We start from the raw sequence: 18,079 nt of genomic DNA on the forward strand, positions 1-18,079 counted from the left end.
GGGTGTTCGGCAGGGCTGCTCCCTGCACCTGCAGAAGCCGAAGCAAGATCAAGAACGGCATTCCGTGGGATGGCGGGGCGGTGTGGGTGGTCAGGACACGCCGTAAACCCATCCATGGGGGCTCGATGGCGCCATCCACGGCGCCTGCCCACCCACACCGCCCCCATCGCTGACAGGTGGCCGGTGGCTATTGGTGGGTGCCGACCGTTGGTCGGCACATCTGTCAGATATCGATATTCAAATGGGGTCGAATGCCAGTGCTGTGCAACGGGCTCTGCCCCCATTCGATTGAACTGGACGAGCGATGCTACGACGCCTTCAGGCAGCTGCTCATGAAGGTCTTGCGCGCGTCACCGGCCAGCTTCTTGGCACCCGCGTCAGCATTGCACTTGCGCATGCGTTCCTGTTGCGCGTTGGCCGGCTTGGCTTCGGCGGCGTGGCCACTGAGGCAGGAACTCTGCGCGGTCTTGTAGGCGTCACCCTTCAAGCCCTTGTTCTTGGCCGAGCAGTCGGCCATGCGCTGCTGCTGCGGCGTGGTGGCATTGGCAGCCAGGGGCAGGCCGACCAGCAGGACAGCGGCCAGCAGGAAAGAAGCTTTCATCGAGAGCACTCCAGGCGGTGGCGGGTGCGCGGAGCATTGGCCTGCAGGCAGCAAGGCCACGTGAAGAATCGTGCCTCGGCAGCGACCGCTTGCAGGGGCATTCAGATCGGCGTATTACTTAGCCATATGGGTAAGTATTATCCCGCCATTCAAGACGTGTTCCAGGCACTGGCCGACCCCACCCGATGCGCGATCGTGGCGGCGCTGGGGCAGGGGCCGCGCACGGTGTCGACCTTGGCCGAGCCTTTTGAGATGGCCTTGCCCTCGCTGATGAAGCATCTGGCCGTGCTGGAGCGCAGTGGCGTGGTGCGCAGCCGCAAGCAGGGGCGTGTACGCACCTGCGAACTGGTGCCGGAACGGTTGGGCCAGGCCGAGCAATGGCTGGCCGCGCAGCGCGTTGTGTGGGAGGCGCGCGCCGACCGCATGGTCGAGTTTGTCGAAACCCTTCACCGACAGGAGCAGGCCCATGGCCGTAGACGCAGGTAACAACCCCGAGACCGATCTGGTCATCAGTCGCGTACTGAACGCACGGCGCGCCGCCCTGTGGCGGGCGTGGACCGACCCGGAGCTGCTGCGCCAGTGGTGGTGCCCGAAGCCGTGGTCCACCGAAGTGCGTGCCTTCGACCTGCGCCCGGGCGGCGCCTTCCACACCTTCATGCAGGGCCCCGACGGCGGCAGCAGTGACAACCCGGGCAGCTTCCTGGAGATCGTGCCGCAGCAGCGTCTGGTGTTCACCTCGATGCTGGGCCCGGGTTGGCGGCCGCAGTCACCGTGGCTGGGCTTCACCGCCATCATCTCGATGGAGGATGAGGGCCAGGGCTGTCGTTACACCGCGCAGGTGATGCACCCGGACAAGGCCCTGCGCGACCAGCATGAGCAGATGGGCTTCTTCGACGGCTGGAACACCGTCATCGGCCAGCTGGAAGCGTTCGCGGCCGGCCTGTAGGCCGGCATTCGGGGTGGGGTCAGAGCCCTTTCTGCGAAAGGGATCCGACCCCGGTTCACCGGATCAGCCGACGCGGGTACCGAAGATGCGGTCACCGGCATCGCCCAGGCCGGGCAGGATGTAGCCCTTGTCGTTGAGCTGGGCATCGATGGCCGCGGTGTAGATTTCCACGTCCGGATGCACGGCCTTGACTGCTTCGATGCCTTCCGGCGCGGCGACCAGGAAGATGCCCTTGATGCGGCGGGCGCCGGCACGCTTGAGCATGTCGATGGTGGCGATCAGGGTGCCGCCGGTGGCCAGCATCGGGTCCAGGATCAGCGCGTCGCGCTCTTCCAGGCGGCCGGTCAGGCGCTCGAAGTAGGGCACCGGCTGCAGGGTTTCCTCATCGCGCTGCAGGCCGACCACGCTGACGCGTGCCGCCGGGATCAGCGACAGCACGCCGCTGAGCATGCCCAGGCCGGCGCGCAGGATCGGCACCACGGTGATCTTGGCGCCGGCGATGCGCTGCACGGTGACCGGGCCGGCCCAGCCGGCCAGGGTGTGCGGCTCGGTGTCCAGGTCGGCGGTGGCCTCGTAGGCCAGCAGCGTGCCGAGCTCGTTGGCCAGTTCGCGGAAATCCTTGGTGCTGAGCGCAGCGTTGCGCATCAGGCCGATCTTGTGCTGCACCAGCGGGTGGCGCACTTCGACGATCTTCATGGTCGGGAAGGGGGATAAGGAGAGAGGACGCCATTTTGCCGGATTGGGCGCCCAACCCCAAACCGGGGCCGGAGGCGGCCCGCATGAAATGTGCAGATGCATGTCATTGCCATGCAACCTTGCGGACATACCGTGCAGACCCATTCTTAACAGGAATGGGGATTCCCAGTGCATATCAAGACTCCGTTGGCCGTTGCCATCACCCTGACCCTGGCGATGGGGGCTGCTGCACCACTGCAGGCCGCCGGGCAGCAGGCGGTCGCCGCCACCGGTGCAGTGGCCGCCGATGCGGTCGACCTGGACCGCATTGAAGTGCGCGCCCAGCTTGAATCGCAGATCCGCGCGGTGGACCTCAAGCGCAGCAGCAACGCCATCGAGGATGCGGTGTCGTCCGACGCGCTGGGCCAGTACCCGGACAAGAACGTGGCCGAGTCGCTGCAACGCCTGCCGGGCATCAGCGTGACGCGCGACCAGGGAGAGGGCCGCTACGTGGTCGTGCGCGGACTGGATGCCAACCTCAACAGCGTCAGCGTCGACGGCATCGCCATCGGCACACCGGACAACTCCAGCCGCGCCGCACCGATGGACGTGATCCCGTCCGATTCGACCGAGCGCCTGCGCGTGGTCAAATCACCGACCCCGGACATGCCGGGCGACGCCATTGGCGGCGCGATCCTGGTCGAGACCGCCTCGGCGTTCGACCGCGAGGGCCGCAGCCTGCGTGGCAAGATCGGAGGCAGCCACCAGCAGCTTTCGGGCGAGACCAGCCCGAAGGCCGCTTTCAACTACAGCGAAGTGTTCAACGACACCTTCGGCATCGCCGCCGGCGTGAACTACCAGAAGCGGACGTTCGAATCGGACAACAGCGAAGTGGAGTACGGTGATGTCAGCGGGAACAAGGATCCGACCACCACCCGCCCGGGCGAAATCACCGCGCTGAACCTGCAGAACCGCAAGTACGAGATCGAGCGCAAGCGCATCGGCGCCAACCTCAATTTCGACTGGCGCCCGAACGAGGACAGCCGTTACTACCTGCGCACGCTGTACAGCCAGTTCGACGATGCCGAAACCCGCCAGCGCGTGATCTTCAACTTCAACAGCGCCGACATGATCGCCACCGGCACCGACCAGTATCGACTTGCCGGCATGCCGAAGGATTCGATCGACAAGCGCATGCGCTACCGGACCAAGGAAGAGAACACCTTCGCCGCCAGCCTGGGTGGCGAGAACAAGCTGACCGACGCGGTACTGGACTACAAGATCGGCTATACCCGCACCGAAGAACGCGTGGACGACGAGATCGAGTCGCGCTTCAAGCTCAACGGCAAGGCCTTCAATGGCACGTTGGACCAGCGCAGCCGCCTGCCCACCTACACCTTCGACAACGACCAGTGGCTGGACAACGCCAACTACAAATTCGACCGTGTGGTGGCCAAGCCGAAGAAGGTGGACGACGAGGAGCGCAGCGCGCAGGTCAACATCCGCTTCGACGGTGACAACAGCAGCTACAAGTTCGGCCTGCTCGGGCGTTGGCGCGACCGTGACGTGAATGTCGATGAAGCGTCGCTGCGCGTGGGTCCGGCGATCAAGCTCAGTGACTGGACCACTGGCTCGCCGGAACATCGCCACGGCCCGATGGGGCAGGGCATGGACTCGTCGGCGATGCGCAGCTACTGGTCGCAGCACGGTGGCGAATACAGCGCGCGTCCGCAGGACGTCGGTGGCAACGCCGCGACGTCTCTGGAAGGCGACTACACCGCGCGCGAAGACGTGTTCGCCAGCTATGCGATGGGCACCTGGGACATCGGTGCGCTGCGCGTGATCGGCGGCGTGCGTGTGGAGAACACCCGCTTCAGCGCCACCGGCAATCGCGTGGACGTGGCCAAGGACGGGCGCTCCTACACCGCGACCCGGGTTACCGCCAGCAAGAGCTACAACAACGTACTGCCGGGCCTGCACCTGCGTTACGACGCCAGCGACGACTGGGTGTTCCGCTTCGCTGCCAACAAGACGGTGGCGCGCCCGGGCTTCGGCGATGCCTCGCCGCGCATCGGCCTGGCCCGCAACGACAATGAAGTGCGCCTGGGCAACCCGGAGCTGGATCCGTACGAGTCGACCAACATCGACCTGTCGGTGGAGAAGTACATCGGCGACAGCGGCATCCTCTCGCTGGGCGTGTTCCACAAGTCGATCGACGGCTACATCGTGCAGGTCCGCCAGGCCGGCGCCGACGGCATCTACGACGGCCTGCCGGTGGTGACCTCGATCAATGGCGACAAGGCCAAGGTGCGCGGCGCCGAATTCAACTGGCAGCAGCAGCTGTCGTTCCTCCCGGCTGGCTGGGATGGCCTGCTGGTGGGTGCCAGCGGCACCTGGCTGGACACTGATTTCGACCCGGGCCTGGCCAACCGCGCCGGTGAGGACTTCACCCTGCCGCGCGCCTCGAAGAACGTGTACAGCGCGCACATCGGTTACGAGAAGTACGGCCTGAGCACCCGCGTGGCAGCCGTGCACCGCAGCGAGTACCTGGATACCCTTGGTGCCGGCCGTGCCTTCGACATCTACGTAGCGCCGAACACCCAGCTCGACTTCTCGCTTGACTACAGGTTCACTCCGCGCGTGAGCATGTATTTCGAGGCACAGAACCTGCTGGACAAGCCGCTGGAGCTGTACCAGGGCACGCGCTCGCGCACCCTGCAGATGGAAGAATATGGCCGCACCTACGCACTGGGCCTGAAGGTGGCACTGTGAGCGGGCCTCGCATCACCCTGCTGGCCACCATGCTGGCCGTGACGTTGGTGGCCGGCTGCACGCCGGCCAACGGCAATGATCCGGCCGTGGCCAAGCCCGGGGCGAAGGCCACGAACGAGCGTGCGGTGACCACCATCGCCGAGGCATTCCTTTCACCGATGACGCCGGCTGACAACATCGATTCGCCTGCCGCCTGGCGTGCACCTGACGGAAAGCTCTGGCTGATCGCCACTGCCAAGGCCACCGACAAGCTGGTGGTCTACGACGGCAGCAGCGGCCAGCACCTGCGCGACGTAGGCAGCAGCGGCACCGCGCCAGGGCAGTTCGATCGCCCAAACGGCATCGCGGTGACCGACGATCTGCTGTGGATCGTGGAGCGCGACAATCACCGCGTGCAGGTGCTGAGCCTGCCGGACTTCACTCCACTGGCGACCTTCGCTGCGGACGACCTGCGCAAGCCGTACGGACTGTGGGTCGACCGCCGTGCCGATGGCTACAGCGTCTACGTGACCGACTCCTGGGACAACGGCGAGGATGCACAGGGCCGTGACATCCTGCCGCCGCTGACCGAGCTGGACAAGCGCGTGCGCCAGTACCAGGTGACCCGCGATGGCGCGAAGGTCGAAGCGAAGCTCGTGGCCAGCATCGGTGATACCACTGAGGCGGGTGCCCTGCGCGTGGTCGAGTCGATCTGGGGCGACCCCGAGAACGATCGCCTGCTGATCGCCGAAGAGGACGAGGGCTACGCCAGCGAGTTCAAGGTCTACACGCTGGCCGGGCGTTTCACCGGCACCACCTTCGGCCGCGACGTGTTCAAGGCGCAGGCCGAGGGCGTAACCCTGCGCACCTGCGGCAAGGATGGTTGGTGGATCACCACCGAACAGGGCAAGCAGCGCAGCGTGTTCCACCTGTTCGACCGCCATACCCTGAAGCCGGTCGGCGCGTTCCAGGGCAATACCGTGGCCAACACCGATGGCATCTGGATGATGCAGCAGCCCAGCGCGCGCTTCCCGCACGGCGCGTTGTATGCGGTGCATGACGACCAGGGCGTGGTGGCGTTCGACTGGGAGAGCATCGCCAAGCAGTTGGCATTGCCGCTGGAGTGTGGTTCGTGAGCGGTCGTTGCCTGATGCATACGTTGGCGCTGGGCCTGCTGCTGGCGGTGCCGTCGTTGTGCTTCGCGGCGGCTGAAGCGAACACCCAGGTGCCGGCGGGCAGCCGCCACTACGCAGCGACGACGGTGCCGGACCGCATTGTCGCTTCGCCGGCAGTCGATCCCGGCCATGGGTTCGCCGTGGCCTGGCGCACCGACGGCAGCGTGCAGGCGCCGCTGCTGGAAATTGCCCTTGCCGGTGATTCACCGGCCATCGAGGGCATCCGCCAGGTGCGCGCCACGACCCGCGCGCTGCAGACCGAGAACGGGCTGTCGCACCACCACCGCGCTGATGTCAGCGGCCTGCGGCCCGATACCCTGTACGTCTACCGCGTGCAGGGCAACGGCAGCTGGAGCGCCTGGAACCAGCTGCGCACGCTGGCTGCGCCCGACCAGCCGCTGACCCTGCTGTACTTTGGAGATACCCAGAACAAGAACGTGAGCCATGTCAGCCGCGTGGTGCGCGCCGCGCAGAAGGCCGCACCCGAGGCGCGCCTGAGCCTGTTCGCTGGCGATCTGGTCAGTGGGGGCGATGGTGCCGATGACAGCGAGTGGGGCGAATGGTTTGCCGCCACCGGTTGGCTGGCGCAGGAAACCCTGGTCGCGCCGGCGATCGGCAACCACGAGTATGTCGAGGAGTTCGAGGACACTCCGCAGGAACGCCGCGTGCTGGGCAGGCACTGGCCGGTGACGTTCGCGCTGCCGGGCAATGGGGCATCCGCCGCACAACAGACCAGCTACTGGTTCGATGCGCAGGGCGTGCGCGTCGCCGTGGTCGATGGCACGTCGGCACTCGACCTTGGCACGGCCAAGGCGCAGGCGCAGTGGCTGGACAAGGTACTGACCGGCAATCCGCAGCCGTGGACACTCGTGCTGCTGCACCAGCCGTTCTATTCGCCGCGCGAAGGGCGCGAGAACGCCGCATTGCGTGACGTGCTGCTGCCGGTGGTTCGTCGCCACAACGTCGATCTGGTGCTGCAGGGCCACGATCACACCTATGGCCGTCGTGGTGAAGGACAGGCTGCGACGCCGCAGTATGTGGTGACCGTGGCGGGGCCGAAGCAGTACCGTCTCTCCGACGAGGCACGTAGGACGATGGATCCGGTGGCCGAGGACACCCAGCTGTTCCAGGTGTTGCACATCGATCCGCAGCACCTGCGCTATGAGGCCCGCACGGTGACCGGGCGACTCTACGATGCCTTCGAGCTGCGTCGCGACACCAAGGGCGGCAAGCAGCGCACGGAGCTGACCGAAGGCCGCATCACGCCGCGTGACTGCCCGCGCGCGCAGACTGCCAAGGGCCGCGCCGATCGCTGCTGGGAATGAGGAGGAGATCCAGATGAAAACCGTACACCGTCTTGTTCCCATGGCTGCCATCGGCGGGGCCCTGTTCCTGCTCGCGACCGCGGTGGCCGCCGCCGATGGCGTGCTGCACCCGTTCCTGGTGGCGCAGCCGAAGCAGGCGCCGCAGGAAGTGAACCTGGCGGTGGAGATTCCGGCCGGCAGCGTCACCAAGTACGAGATCAAGGAGGACGGCCTGGTGCACGTGGATCGCTTCCAGTCGATGCCGGTCGCCTATCCGGCCAACTACGGTTCGATGCCGCGCACGTTGGCTGGCGACAACGATCCGCTGGACGCGCTGGTGCTGACCCGTGAACCCCTGCATCCGGGCGTGATCGTGCGCTTCCGGCCGATCGGCTACCTGAAGATGGTCGACGGCGGCGAGCACGACGAGAAGATCATCGGCGTGCCGACCGACAAGGTTGACCCGACCTACGCCAACATCCGCGACCTGGCCGATCTGCCGGAGATCGAACGACAGCGCATCGAAGCGTTCTTCCGGGTCTACAAGGACCTGCCGGCCGGGCGCAACCCGGTGCAGCTCAACGGTTGGGGCAATGCTGCCGAGGCGCGGACGCTGATCAGCGAAGCGATGAAGCGCTTCGAGAAATAGATCCACGCCATGGCTGGATTCAGTCCAGCAACGTCTCGATGAACAACTCGGCCTGCAGGCGGTCGCCCAGTACCCGGGCCACCGCCTGTACGGCTGCCTCCCGGTGTTCAGGACGGATGCCGCCATCGTCATCGTCGTTGTAGAGGTCATCGCCGGCATCGAGGTACACCGTGCCTGCAGCAGCCAGAGCCGCCATCAAGGTCGGCACATCGGCAGTGATCTCGCCGGCATCCAGCAGGCCGGCGCCGTGGTGGCTGAACAGCACACGGCCGTCGTCCAGGTCGAGGATGAACGGATCAGCGCCGCGATCGGCAATCACCAGCCAGTTCGATGGCCAGTCGTTGATCCGTTCGCCGCTGACGCCATGCCATCGATAGCCGGCCTGCTGGCTCCACAGGCGCTGCAGTGGCGGTATCCAGACATCAAGGCCGGGAACGGTGATGCCGGCGCGGCCAACCTTGGCATTGATCTCTTCGCCCAGCGGCCCGACCTGCGCGTAGAACGACGCCAGTGCCGTGGGCAGCGGGAACGGGCCCTGCCAGTCACGCTCGTGCTGCGCATGCAGCAGCCCGAAGCGGGCGAATGAGGCGTGCAGATCATCCATGTCAGAGTCCAACGGGTAGCGGCCGTGCAGCCTAGCAGACGGCGTCTGCGCGCATCCCCTTCACCACCGCTGGCTATCATGTGCGCCTTCCACAACGAAGGCAGTACCTGTGTCGGTAGCGTTGGTATGGTTCCGCCGTGATCTGCGGCTGCAGGACAATCCGGCCCTGCAGGCCGCGCTGGATGCCGGCCACGACGTGGTGCCGGTCTACATCCATGCGCCGCACGAAGAAGGTGAGTGGGCGCCGGGTGCCGCCTCCGATGCGTGGCGCCACCGTTCACTGGCCGCGCTGGATGCGGACCTGCGCACGCGCGGTTCCTCGCTGGTGCTGCGCAGTGGTGACAGCCTGCCGGCCCTGCAGTTGCTGATCGCGCAGACCGGCGCCGAGGCGGTGTACTGGAACCGCAAGTACGAACCGGCCACCCAGCCACGCGACGCCACCATCAAGCGCATGCTGCGCGAGCAGGGCATCGACGCGCAGAGCTGCAATGGCAGCCTGTTGTTCGAGCCTTGGGACATCGCCACCCAGCAGGGCCAGCCGTACAAGGTATTTACGCCGTACTGGCGCAATGTACTCAGTCATTGGCGCCTGCCGGCACTGCAGGCCGCACCGGAAGCACTGGCGCCGCACGCGGTCGACAGCCTGGCATTGGATGATCTCCAGCTGGCGCCGACGCTGGACTGGGATACCGGCTTCTGGGAGCACTGGCAGCCGGGCGAAGCCGGTGCGCTGGAAGCACTGTCCGTCTTTGAAGACGGTGCCCTGCGCGGGTATCGCGAGCAGCGTGACCTGCCGGACCGTGTCGGGACCTCGCGGCTGTCGCCGCACCTGCATTTCGGCGAAATCGCACCCTGGCGGATTGCCCATGCGCTGGAAGGGCTGCGTAGCGCCGGCGCCGACGCCGACATCGACGGCTACCTGCGCCAGCTGGGCTGGCGTGACTTCGCCTACCACCTGCTGCATCACTTCCCGAAGACGCCCACCGACAACCTCAACCCGCGTTTCGATCGCTTCCCATGGGCAACGCCCAGTGAGGCGCAGCTGCACGCCTGGCAGCGCGGCAACACCGGCGTGCCGATCGTCGATGCCGGGCTTCGCGAGCTGTGGCACACCGGCTACATGCACAACCGGGTGCGGATGATCGTGGCCAGTTACCTGTGCAAGCACCTGCGCGCGCACTGGCTGCATGGCGCACGCTGGTTCTGGGACACCCTGGTCGATGCCGACCTGGCCAACAACACCATGGGCTGGCAGTGGGTGGCCGGGACCGGTGCCGATGCGGCACCGTACTTCCGTGTGTTCAACCCCGTGACCCAGGCCGAGAAGTTCGATCCGCAGGCACGGTACATCAGCCGCTGGGTGCCCGAACTGGCCGCGCTGCCGGTGAAGGCCCGGTTTGCGCCCTGGCAGCATCCGCTGCTGCTGGCGGCACATGCCCCGGGCTATCCGCCTACGCCGGTGGTGGACCTGGCTGCGGGCCGCGACGCCGCATTGGCGGCGTACCGCCAGTCGGGGGCAGGGTAAAGGGCGACCTGCGCGATCTGGTCAGTTAGCTGAACGCGGCCCTGTCGGTGTGCCCGATCATCATTCCGGCATCGCATCGGGCTGTTTATTCTCTTTGCGCCCGCAGGCCGCCGGCCGACCGGAAACCAAGGAGAACCTCATGATCCGCAACACCACCCGCAACGTCGCACTGGCCCTGATGAGCGCGGCCGTCCTGTCGGCCTGCGCCACCGGCGGCTCCTACGTACAGAGTGACCAGTACGGCAACCCCACCGAGCAGCAGAACCGTACTGGCCGTAACGCCCTGATCGGTACCGCCATCGGCGTGGCAGCCGGCCTGCTGACCGGCGACAGCGCCACCGAGCGCCGCCAGCATGCCCTGATCGGCGCCGGTATCGGTGCGCTCAGCGGCGCCGCCGTCGGCCAGTACCAGGATCGCCAGGAACGCGCACTGCGCGAGCGCACTGCCAACACCGGCATCGATGTGCAGCGCCAGGGCGACAACATCATGCTGAACCTGCCGGACGGCATCACCTTCGACTTCGGCAAGTCGACCCTGAAGCCGCAGTTCTACGGCGCGCTCAATGGCGTGGCAGGCACCCTGCGTGACTACAACCAGACCATGATCGAAGTGGTCGGCCACACCGACAGCATCGGCAGCGATGCGGTCAACAACCGCCTGTCGAAGGAACGTGCCGACTCGGTCGCGCAGTACCTGATCGGCCAGGGCGTGCAGAGCGTGCGCATCGAAACGCTGGGCGCCGGCAAGTCGTACCCGATTGCCGACAACAGCACCGACGCCGGCCGCGCCAAGAACCGCCGCGTCGAGATCCGGGTGATTCCGCTCAAGCAATAACGCGTAGCGTTACTGCTTGAGCCGGTCCGGCCATCGGCCGGAACGAAAATGCCGCCCTTGCAGGCGGCATTTTTGTGGGTGCCGAGCGTTGCTCGGCACGCCGATAGCGCATCCTTCTGTAAGCCATGCCGACCAAGGTCGGCAACTACCAGGAGATGGGTAGGCGCTCTTGTTGCAGGCTACGCCGCAGAAGCGGCCACCTTCTCCAGGATCCGCTTGCCGCTGCTTTCCAGAGCGGCGTCTTCCTTTTCCTTCTGCTGCTGCGCCAGCTTAGCGCCCGGGCACTGCGCCAGCATGTAATTGGCGTCGAAGTTGAGCTTCTCGACCAGGAAGTCGACGAACGCCCGCACCTTCGGCGAAACCAGGCGGCCGCCGGCGAACACGGCGTTGAAGTCCACTTCCGGGCCGGTCCAGCCGGCCAGCACGCGGCGCACCATGCCTGATTCAACGAACGGCTTGGCCATCACGTCGCCGGTCAGCAGCAGGCCTTCGCCACAGACCAATGCACCATTCAACGCAGACATGTCGTTGGCGGTCATCAGCGGGGTGACCGGGAAGTCACGCAGCTCGCCGCCGTTCTCGCCCAGCTGCCAGGTGAAGCGCGGCGAATTGCCGGTGTGGTACGGCTTGCGCATCGCCAGGATGCGATGGAACTGCAGCTCCTCCGGATGCAGCGGCTCGCCATAGCGCTCGATGTAGGCCGGGCTGGCGAACACCTGCGTGCGCAGGCTGCCGAGCTTGCGTGCGACCAGGTTGGAATCGGGCAGGGCCCCCACGCGCAGCGCAAGGTCCGCTTCACCTGCAATCAGGTCCAGCTTCTCGTTGCCCATGTGCATGTCCAGGCGGATCTCCGGATACTGCGCATGGAACTGGCCCAGCAGCGGGGCGATCCAGGTGATGCCGATCGAATAGGGCACGGTGAAGCGCAGCCAGCCGCGCGGGCCGGACTGCAGCTGGCTCACCGCGCTCTCGGCCTCTTCCAGTTCGCGCGCGATGCGCTGGCAATGTTCGTGGTAGATCGAACCGGCTTCGGTCAGGCCGAGGCGGCGCGTGGTCCGGTGCAGCAGGCGCGCGCCCAGGCGCGTTTCCAGCTCCTGCACTTTGCGGCTGACCGTGGTCTTGGGCAGGCCGAGCGATTTGGCAGCGGCAATGAAGCTGCCTTGCTCGACCACTTTGACGAAGATCAGCGTCTCGTTGAGATCGTGGGACATGGTCGGGGATCCTGGACGTCGGGGATGGGACAATCGTGACAGAACGATTGGACCGGGAGCGGGATGATTATTCCCCTTAATCAGGACTAATCAAGTAAAGGTTTGAGGTCTATCGTGGCGCCATTCGTTAATTGGAGCCCGTCCGCCATGAGCCTGCGCAACATTCTTGCCCGACTCCGGAACGCCGGCCAGAACACCCTGGACCTGGCGATGACCGTCGAAGCCCGTCCGAGTTCCTTGGTACACAAGGACTTTCGTGAGTTTACCGCGCCCATGCGTCAGCAGCGTGGCGGTGCCATCCGCCTGGCCCCTCACAAGGGTGACCGCCTGCGCCGAATCGGGACTATCCCGGATTTGGGAGGAAATGTCCCGTGAATGGGATGCTGACGCCTGAAGTCCTGGTCCTGGGCGGCACCGGTGCCGTCGGCCAGGGTGTGGTTGGCGCGCTGCTGGAGGCCGGCAGCCCGGTACTGGTTGTCGGCCGCGATCCGAGCCGGCTGGCGGCGCTGCACGAGCAGTTCGCTGACGAGCCGGGCCTGGAGACGCTGCTGGGGTCGCTCAGCGACGACGGATCGGCGCGCGCGCTGGCCGAACGCATCGCGCAGCGCCCGCGCCCGTTGGCGGCGGTGATCGCCGCAATGGGTGGACCGTACCGCCGCGGTCGCGTGGTCGACCGCAACGGTGACGAACTGATGGGCGCGATGCAGGCCGATCTGATGCCGCACGTGCACGCGGTGCGTCACCTGCTGCCGCTGCTGCAGGACAACGTGCATGCGCGCCGCTACGTGATGATCGGCAGCCCGGCCAACGCAAAACCATGGGCGGGCTACGGCGAGACCTCGATCACCACCGCCGCGCTGCGCATGTACGCGCAGGTCGTGCACCAGGAAGCGCAGGCGCTGGGCGTGCGCGCGCAGATGCTGGAAGTCTGCAGCCCGGTGTGCACCCCGGCCAATGCGGCCAATGCCTGCATCGAGTGGCCCAGCTCGCTGCTGGTGGGTCGTCGCGTTGTGTCGCTGCTGGATGGTTGCCGCGACAACCGTGCCATCGTCCGCTGTGACAGCAGCGATGCCGAGCTGCCGCGCGGCCTGCTGCACCTGGAAGTTCCCCCTTTGTGGCGCGATACCGCAGGCGTTGCTTGACCTCGACCATGGTTGAGGTCGCAGGATACGCCGCCGATTTTTGCAACACGTTCTCATATAGCTGTACCACCCCTCCGTACGGATGCATGCCATGACTTCCCCCAATACCACCCCACATCGTTTCGGCCATCGCATTGCGATGGTCGGCGTGTCGATCCTCGCCGCAGCCGTGCTTGCGGCCTGCAGCGGCGGCCACGCCGAAGAAGCCGGTGCACCGCCGCCGCCGCAGGTCAGCGCCGCGCCGGTACTGGTCAAGCAGGTCAGCCAGTGGGACGAGTTCAGCGGCCGCGTCGAAGCGGTGCAGAGCGTTGAACTGCGCCCGCGCGTGTCCGGCTACATCGACAAGGTCAACTACGTCGAAGGCCAGGAAGTGAAGAAGGGCGAAGTGCTCTTCACCATCGACGCGCGCAGCTACCAGGCCGAGTACGATCGAGCGGCTGCCGAGCTGGCCCGCGCCCGCACCCAGGCCACGCTGGCCCGCAGCGAGTCCGAGCGCGCCAAGCGACTGTCCGAGCAGCAGGCGATCTCCACCGAGACCGCCGAACAGCGTCGCGCGGCCGCCGACCAGTCCGGTGCCGCCGTGCAGGCCGCGCAGGCTGCGCTGGACGCGGCCCGGCTCAACCTGGAGTTCACCAAGGTGCGTGCACCGATCGACGGCCGTGCCGGTCGCGCGATGGTCACCGCCGGCAACCTGGTCACCGCCGGCGACAGTGCCAGCGTGCTGACCACGCTGGTCTCGCTGGATACCGTCTTTGTCTACTTCGATGCCGACGAAAGCACCTTCCTGCGCTACGCCCAGATGGCACGCAAGGGCGAGCGCCCGAGCGAGCGTGACAGCGAACTGCCGGTGAAGGTTGGCCTGTCCGGCGAAGAGGGCTACCCGCACTCGGGCAAGGTCGACTTCCTCGACAACCAGGTCGCCCGCAGCACCGGCACCATCCGCGTCCGCGCACTGCTGGACAACGCCGACCGCCAGTTCACGCCGGGCCTGTTCGCCCGCGTGCAGCTGCTCGGCAGCGGCCAGTTCCAGGCGCTGCTGATCGATGACAGGGCCGTGCTGACCGACCAGGACCGCAAGTATGTCTACGTGGTTGACAAGGATGGCAAGGCCCAGCGCCGCGACATCCAGCTCGGTCGCACCGCTGATGGCCTGCGCATTGTCGAACACGGCCTGGCCGCGGGCGACAAGGTGATCATCGACGGCGTGCAGAAGGTCTTCATGCCGGGCATGCCGGTGCAGGCCAAGGCGGTGGCGATGCAGCCACAGCCGGCGCCGGCACCGGGCCGCGATGCCACCGCCGCCCTGAAGCACTGATCCGCGTCCCCGCTTAGCTGCCGGCGCCAGCGGCAGCCTTCCCTGCCTTCGTCATTTCGGCGAGGGGCAGGGTGGCTGTTGCCCGCCGAATGCCTTTCCCAGGAATTCCTCCATGGACTTTTCCCGTTTCTTCATCGACAGGCCGATCTTCGCGGCGGTGCTGTCGATCGTGATCTTTGCCGCAGGCCTGATCACGATTCCAATCCTGCCGATCAGCGAGTACCCGGAAGTGGTGCCGCCGTCGGTGGTCGTGCGCACGGTCTATCCGGGCGCCAACCCGAAGGTCATTGCCGAGACCGTCGCCACGCCGCTTGAAGAAGCCATCAACGGCGTCGAAGGCATGATGTACCTGAAGTCGGTCGCCGGTTCCGACGGCGTGCTGCAGATGACCGTCACCTTCCGCCCGGGCACCGACCCGGACGCAGCGGCGGTGAAGGTGCAGAACCGCGTGGCGCAGGCGCAGGCGCGCCTGCCCGAGGACGTGCGCCGGCAGGGCGTGACCACGCAGAAGCAGTCGCCGACCTTCCTGATGGTGGTGCACCTGACCTCCCCGCAAGGCAAGTACGACACCCTGTACCTGCGCAACTACGCCCGCCTGCACGTCAAGGATGCACTGGCGCGCATTCCGGGCGTCGGTGATGCGCAGATCTTCGGTGGTGGCGACTACGCCATGCGCGCCTGGCTGGATCCGGACAAGGTGGCTTCGCGCGGCCTGACCGCCAGCGACGTGGTGCGCGCCATGCGCGAGCAGAACGTGCAGGTGTCGGCCGGCCAGCTCGGCGCCGAACCGCTGCCGGACAGCAAGTTCCTGACCCTGATCAATGCCCAGGGCCGGCTGAAGACCGAAAAGGAATTCGGCGACATCGTGCTCAAGAGCGGCACCGATGGCGAGATCGTGCGCCTGTCCGACGTGGCCCGCCTGGAACTGGGTGCGGGTGACTACACCCTGCGCTCGCAGCTGGACGGCAAGAACGCGGTCGGTATCGGCATCTTCCAGTCGCCGGGTGCGAACGCGCTGGAAATCCGTGACCAGGTCATCTCGACGATGGACGAGATGCAGAAGACCATGCCGGCCGACGTGAAGTACGAAGCGGTGTATGACACCACCATCTTCGTGCGTGACTCGATCAAGGCCGTGGTCTCCACGCTGCTGGAAGCGATCGCGCTGGTGGTGCTGGTGGTGATCCTGTTCCTGCAGACCTGGCGTGCCTCGATCATCCCGTTGATCGCGGTGCCGGTGTCGGTGGTGGGTACCTTCGCCGCGCTGTACCTGCTGGGCTTCTCGATCAATACGCTGAGCCTGTTCGGCCTGGTGCTGGCGATCGGCATCGTGGTCGACGACGCGATCGTGGTGGTGGAGAACGTCGAGCGCAACATCGAGGAAGGCCTGTCGCCCACCGCCGCGGCCCACCAGGCCATGCGCGAAGTGTCCGGCCCGATCGTGGCGATCGCGCTGGTGCTGTGTGCCGTGTTCGTGCCGATGGCGTTCCTGTCCGGTGTCACCGGCCAGTTCTACAAGCAGTTCGCGGTCACCATCGCCATCTCCACGGTGATCTCGGCGATCAACTCGCTGACCTTGTCGCCGGCCCTGGCCGCGCGCCTGCTGAAGGCCCACGGCGCACCGAAGGATGGCCCGAGCCGCCTGATCGACCGCCTGTTCGGCTGGGTTTTCCGCCCGTTCAACCGCTTCTTCAAGTCCAGCTCGGAGAAGTACGAGCGTGGCGTGGCCCGCATCCTCGGCCGTCGTGGCGCGGTGTTCGTGGTCTACGCGATCCTGCTGGTCGGTACCGGCGTGATCTTCAAGCTGGTGCCGCCGGGCTTCATCCCGACCCAGGACAAGCTGTACCTGATCGCCGGTGTGAAGCTGCCGGAAGGTTCGTCGATCGCGCGTACCGATGAAATGCTGCGCAAGGTGGCCAAGATCGCCCAGGAAACCGATGGCGTGGCCCACACCATCTCGTTCCCGGGCCTGAACGCGCTGCAGTTCACCAACACGCCCAATACCGGTGTGGCGTTCATTCCGCTCAAGCCCTTCGCCGAGCGTCATGGCCGTACCGCTGCGCAGATCAACGCCGAGATCAACCAGAAGATCGCCGGCCTGCAGGAAGGCTTTGCCTTCGCGATGATGCCGCCGCCGATCCTCGGCCTGGGCAACGGCAACGGCTACCAGATGTTCATCGAGGACCGCGGCAACCTGGGCTACGGCGCGCTGCAGAATGCGGTGCAGGCGATGCAGGGCACCGTGGCGCAGACGCCGGGCATGGCCTTCCCGATTTCCAGCTACCAGGCCAACGTGCCGCAGCTGGATGCCGAGGTCGACCGCGTCAAGGCCAAGGCACAGGGCGTGCAGCTCACCGAACTGTTCGACACCCTGCAGACCTACCTGGGTTCGGCCTACGTCAACGACTTCAACCAGTTCGGCCGTACCTGGCAGGTGATCGCCCAGGCAGACGGTCCGTTCCGCGAGACGGTCGAGGACATCGGCAAGCTGCGTACCCGCAACGACCGCGGCGAGATGGTGCCGATCGGTTCGATGGTCACCATCAAGCAGACCTTCGGCCCGGACCCGGTGCTGCGCTTCAATGGTTACCCGGCAGCGGACCTGGCCGGTGAAGCCGACCCGCGCCTGCTGTCCTCGGCCGAGGCGATGACCAAGCTGACCGAGATCGCCGGCAAGGTGCTGCCGGTGGGCATGACCACCGAATGGACCGACCTGAGCTACCAGCAGGCGACCCAGGGCAAAGCCGCCTTCATCGTGTTCCCGGTGGCGATCATGCTGGCCTTCCTGGTGCTGGCCGCGCTGTACGAGAGCTGGTCGCTGCCGCTGGCGGTGATCCTGATCGTGCCGATGACCCTGCTGTCCGCCCTGTTCGGCGTCTGGCTGACCGGCGGTGACAACAACGTGTTCGTGCAGGTCGGCCTGGTGGTGCTGATGGGCCTGGCGTGCAAGAACGCGATCCTGATCGTCGAGTTCGCCAGAGAACTGGAGATGGGCGGCAAGGGAATCGTTGAAGCTGCGCTGGAAGCCTGCCGCCTGCGCCTGCGCCCGATCGTGATGACCTCCATCGCGTTCATCGCCGGCACCGTGCCGCTGGTGCTGTCGCACGGTGCAGGTGCCGAGGTGCGCTCGGTGACCGGTATCACCGTGTTCGCCGGCATGCTGGGCGTGACCCTGTTCGGCCTGTTCCTCACCCCGGTGTTCTACGTGGCCCTGCGCAAGTTCGTCACCCGCAACGGTGGTGGCCAGCTGGTGCAGCACGGCGAGCCGACCATCCACCACTGACATGGAACCCCGTCGCCGCCGGTCAATGGCCGGCGGCGGCTTCCCCCTCACAAGGCATGCATC

The 18,079-nt window shown here is 66.3% G+C and carries 16 protein-coding genes; 12 read left to right on the forward strand and 4 right to left on the reverse strand.

Features of this window, described 5'->3' with window-relative positions:
* Nucleotides 1-307 precede the first annotated feature (307 nt).
* Nucleotides 308-601, reverse strand: a complete 294-nt coding sequence (locus tag Q9Q79_RS08210) for a PsiF family protein (RefSeq protein WP_005412985.1) — start codon at nt 599-601, stop codon at nt 308-310.
* A 126-nt stretch (nt 602-727) separates the two neighbouring features.
* On the opposite strand from Q9Q79_RS08210, the gene Q9Q79_RS08215 reads away from it, so the two are divergent.
* Both Q9Q79_RS08215 and Q9Q79_RS08220 read left to right on the forward strand, forming a co-directional pair.
* Complete coding sequence (locus Q9Q79_RS08215) at nt 728-1,087, forward strand: metalloregulator ArsR/SmtB family transcription factor (protein WP_201862401.1); 360 nt, start codon at nt 728-730, stop codon at nt 1,085-1,087.
* Complete coding sequence (locus tag Q9Q79_RS08220; RefSeq protein WP_185695374.1) at nt 1,068-1,547, forward strand: SRPBCC family protein; 480 nt, start codon at nt 1,068-1,070, stop codon at nt 1,545-1,547. The genes Q9Q79_RS08215 and Q9Q79_RS08220 overlap by 20 nt, the downstream gene beginning before the upstream one ends.
* Nucleotides 1,548-1,610: 63 nt before the next feature.
* Here Q9Q79_RS08220 and upp read toward each other — a convergent pair whose 3' ends face one another.
* Complete coding sequence (gene upp, locus Q9Q79_RS08225; RefSeq protein ID WP_005416149.1) at nt 1,611-2,243, reverse strand: uracil phosphoribosyltransferase; 633 nt, start codon at nt 2,241-2,243, stop codon at nt 1,611-1,613.
* A 168-nt stretch (nt 2,244-2,411) separates the two neighbouring features.
* On the opposite strand from upp, the gene Q9Q79_RS08230 reads away from it, so the two are divergent.
* From Q9Q79_RS08230 to Q9Q79_RS08245, 4 genes are read left to right on the forward strand one after another with little or no spacing between them, the layout of a single operon-like run.
* Nucleotides 2,412-4,994, forward strand: a complete 2,583-nt coding sequence (locus Q9Q79_RS08230) for a TonB-dependent receptor (protein WP_201862398.1) — start codon at nt 2,412-2,414, stop codon at nt 4,992-4,994.
* Nucleotides 4,991-6,109, forward strand: coding sequence for a phytase (locus tag Q9Q79_RS08235; protein WP_005409101.1), 1,119 nt, complete (start codon nt 4,991-4,993; stop codon nt 6,107-6,109). The genes Q9Q79_RS08230 and Q9Q79_RS08235 overlap by 4 nt, the downstream gene beginning before the upstream one ends.
* 14 nt (nt 6,110-6,123) lie before the next feature.
* Entirely contained in the window at nt 6,124-7,473 is a 1,350-nt protein-coding gene (locus Q9Q79_RS08240; RefSeq protein ID WP_236672486.1) for a metallophosphoesterase family protein, read from the forward strand.
* 13 nt (nt 7,474-7,486) lie between these two features.
* On the forward strand, nt 7,487-8,101 hold the full coding sequence (locus Q9Q79_RS08245; RefSeq protein ID WP_201862396.1) for an inorganic diphosphatase: 615 nt from the start codon (nt 7,487-7,489) through the stop codon (nt 8,099-8,101).
* A 19-nt stretch (nt 8,102-8,120) separates the two neighbouring features.
* On the opposite strand, the gene Q9Q79_RS08250 is transcribed toward Q9Q79_RS08245, so the two are convergent.
* On the reverse strand, nt 8,121-8,705 hold the full coding sequence (locus Q9Q79_RS08250; RefSeq protein ID WP_062606080.1) for a hypothetical protein: 585 nt from the start codon (nt 8,703-8,705) through the stop codon (nt 8,121-8,123).
* Nucleotides 8,706-8,814: 109 nt separating this feature from the next.
* On the opposite strand from Q9Q79_RS08250, the gene Q9Q79_RS08255 reads away from it, so the two are divergent.
* Both Q9Q79_RS08255 and Q9Q79_RS08260 read left to right on the forward strand, forming a co-directional pair.
* Nucleotides 8,815-10,230, forward strand: a complete 1,416-nt coding sequence (locus tag Q9Q79_RS08255) for a deoxyribodipyrimidine photo-lyase (protein ID WP_005412994.1) — start codon at nt 8,815-8,817, stop codon at nt 10,228-10,230.
* A gap of 139 nt (nt 10,231-10,369) precedes the next feature.
* Complete coding sequence (locus Q9Q79_RS08260) at nt 10,370-11,065, forward strand: OmpA family lipoprotein (RefSeq protein ID WP_005409106.1); 696 nt, start codon at nt 10,370-10,372, stop codon at nt 11,063-11,065.
* 179 nt (nt 11,066-11,244) lie between these two features.
* Here Q9Q79_RS08260 and Q9Q79_RS08265 read toward each other — a convergent pair whose 3' ends face one another.
* On the reverse strand, nt 11,245-12,276 hold the full coding sequence (locus Q9Q79_RS08265) for a LysR family transcriptional regulator (protein ID WP_005409107.1): 1,032 nt from the start codon (nt 12,274-12,276) through the stop codon (nt 11,245-11,247).
* A gap of 147 nt (nt 12,277-12,423) precedes the next feature.
* Between Q9Q79_RS08265 and Q9Q79_RS08270 the strand changes: the two genes are divergently transcribed.
* From Q9Q79_RS08270 to Q9Q79_RS08285, 4 genes are all read left to right on the forward strand, one after another.
* Nucleotides 12,424-12,651, forward strand: coding sequence for a hypothetical protein (locus Q9Q79_RS08270; protein ID WP_005409108.1), 228 nt, complete (start codon nt 12,424-12,426; stop codon nt 12,649-12,651).
* Nucleotides 12,648-13,418 carry an SDR family NAD(P)-dependent oxidoreductase gene (locus Q9Q79_RS08275; RefSeq protein ID WP_005412995.1) on the forward strand — a complete coding sequence of 257 codons (771 nt, stop codon included), beginning with the start codon at nt 12,648-12,650 and terminating at the stop codon, nt 13,416-13,418. The genes Q9Q79_RS08270 and Q9Q79_RS08275 overlap by 4 nt, the downstream gene beginning before the upstream one ends.
* Nucleotides 13,419-13,509: 91 nt before the next feature.
* Nucleotides 13,510-14,733 (forward strand): efflux RND transporter periplasmic adaptor subunit, encoded by a 1,224-nt coding sequence (locus Q9Q79_RS08280; protein WP_049449210.1) that lies wholly within the window; start codon nt 13,510-13,512, stop codon nt 14,731-14,733.
* Between the two features lie 112 nt (nt 14,734-14,845).
* A complete protein-coding gene (locus tag Q9Q79_RS08285) occupies nt 14,846-18,016 on the forward strand; it encodes a multidrug efflux RND transporter permease subunit (RefSeq protein ID WP_005409111.1) in 3,171 nt (1,056 codons plus the stop codon).
* Nucleotides 18,017-18,079 lie beyond the last annotated feature (63 nt).

Origin of the sequence: Stenotrophomonas sp. a6, assembly GCF_030913325.1 — a bacterium.
In the GTDB taxonomy this organism is placed as follows: domain Bacteria; phylum Pseudomonadota; class Gammaproteobacteria; order Xanthomonadales; family Xanthomonadaceae; genus Stenotrophomonas; species Stenotrophomonas maltophilia.

Coding starts and splice junctions, on each gene's coding strand:
- Q9Q79_RS08210 (WP_005412985.1), bottom strand. CDS start 601: ATGAAAGCTTCTTTCCTGCTGGCCGCTGTCCTGCTGGTCGGCCTGCCC.
- Q9Q79_RS08215 (WP_201862401.1), top strand. CDS start 728: ATGGGTAAGTATTATCCCGCCATTCAAGACGTGTTCCAGGCACTGGCC.
- Q9Q79_RS08245 (WP_201862396.1), top strand. CDS start 7,487: ATGAAAACCGTACACCGTCTTGTTCCCATGGCTGCCATCGGCGGGGCC.
- Q9Q79_RS08285 (WP_005409111.1), top strand. CDS start 14,846: ATGGACTTTTCCCGTTTCTTCATCGACAGGCCGATCTTCGCGGCGGTG.
- Q9Q79_RS08270 (WP_005409108.1), top strand. CDS start 12,424: ATGAGCCTGCGCAACATTCTTGCCCGACTCCGGAACGCCGGCCAGAAC.
- Q9Q79_RS08260 (WP_005409106.1), top strand. CDS start 10,370: ATGATCCGCAACACCACCCGCAACGTCGCACTGGCCCTGATGAGCGCG.
- Q9Q79_RS08265 (WP_005409107.1), bottom strand. CDS start 12,276: ATGTCCCACGATCTCAACGAGACGCTGATCTTCGTCAAAGTGGTCGAG.
- Q9Q79_RS08280 (WP_049449210.1), top strand. CDS start 13,510: ATGACTTCCCCCAATACCACCCCACATCGTTTCGGCCATCGCATTGCG.
- Q9Q79_RS08240 (WP_236672486.1), top strand. CDS start 6,124: ATGCATACGTTGGCGCTGGGCCTGCTGCTGGCGGTGCCGTCGTTGTGC.
- Q9Q79_RS08250 (WP_062606080.1), bottom strand. CDS start 8,705: ATGGATGATCTGCACGCCTCATTCGCCCGCTTCGGGCTGCTGCATGCG.
- Q9Q79_RS08220 (WP_185695374.1), top strand. CDS start 1,068: ATGGCCGTAGACGCAGGTAACAACCCCGAGACCGATCTGGTCATCAGT.
- upp (WP_005416149.1), bottom strand. CDS start 2,243: ATGAAGATCGTCGAAGTGCGCCACCCGCTGGTGCAGCACAAGATCGGC.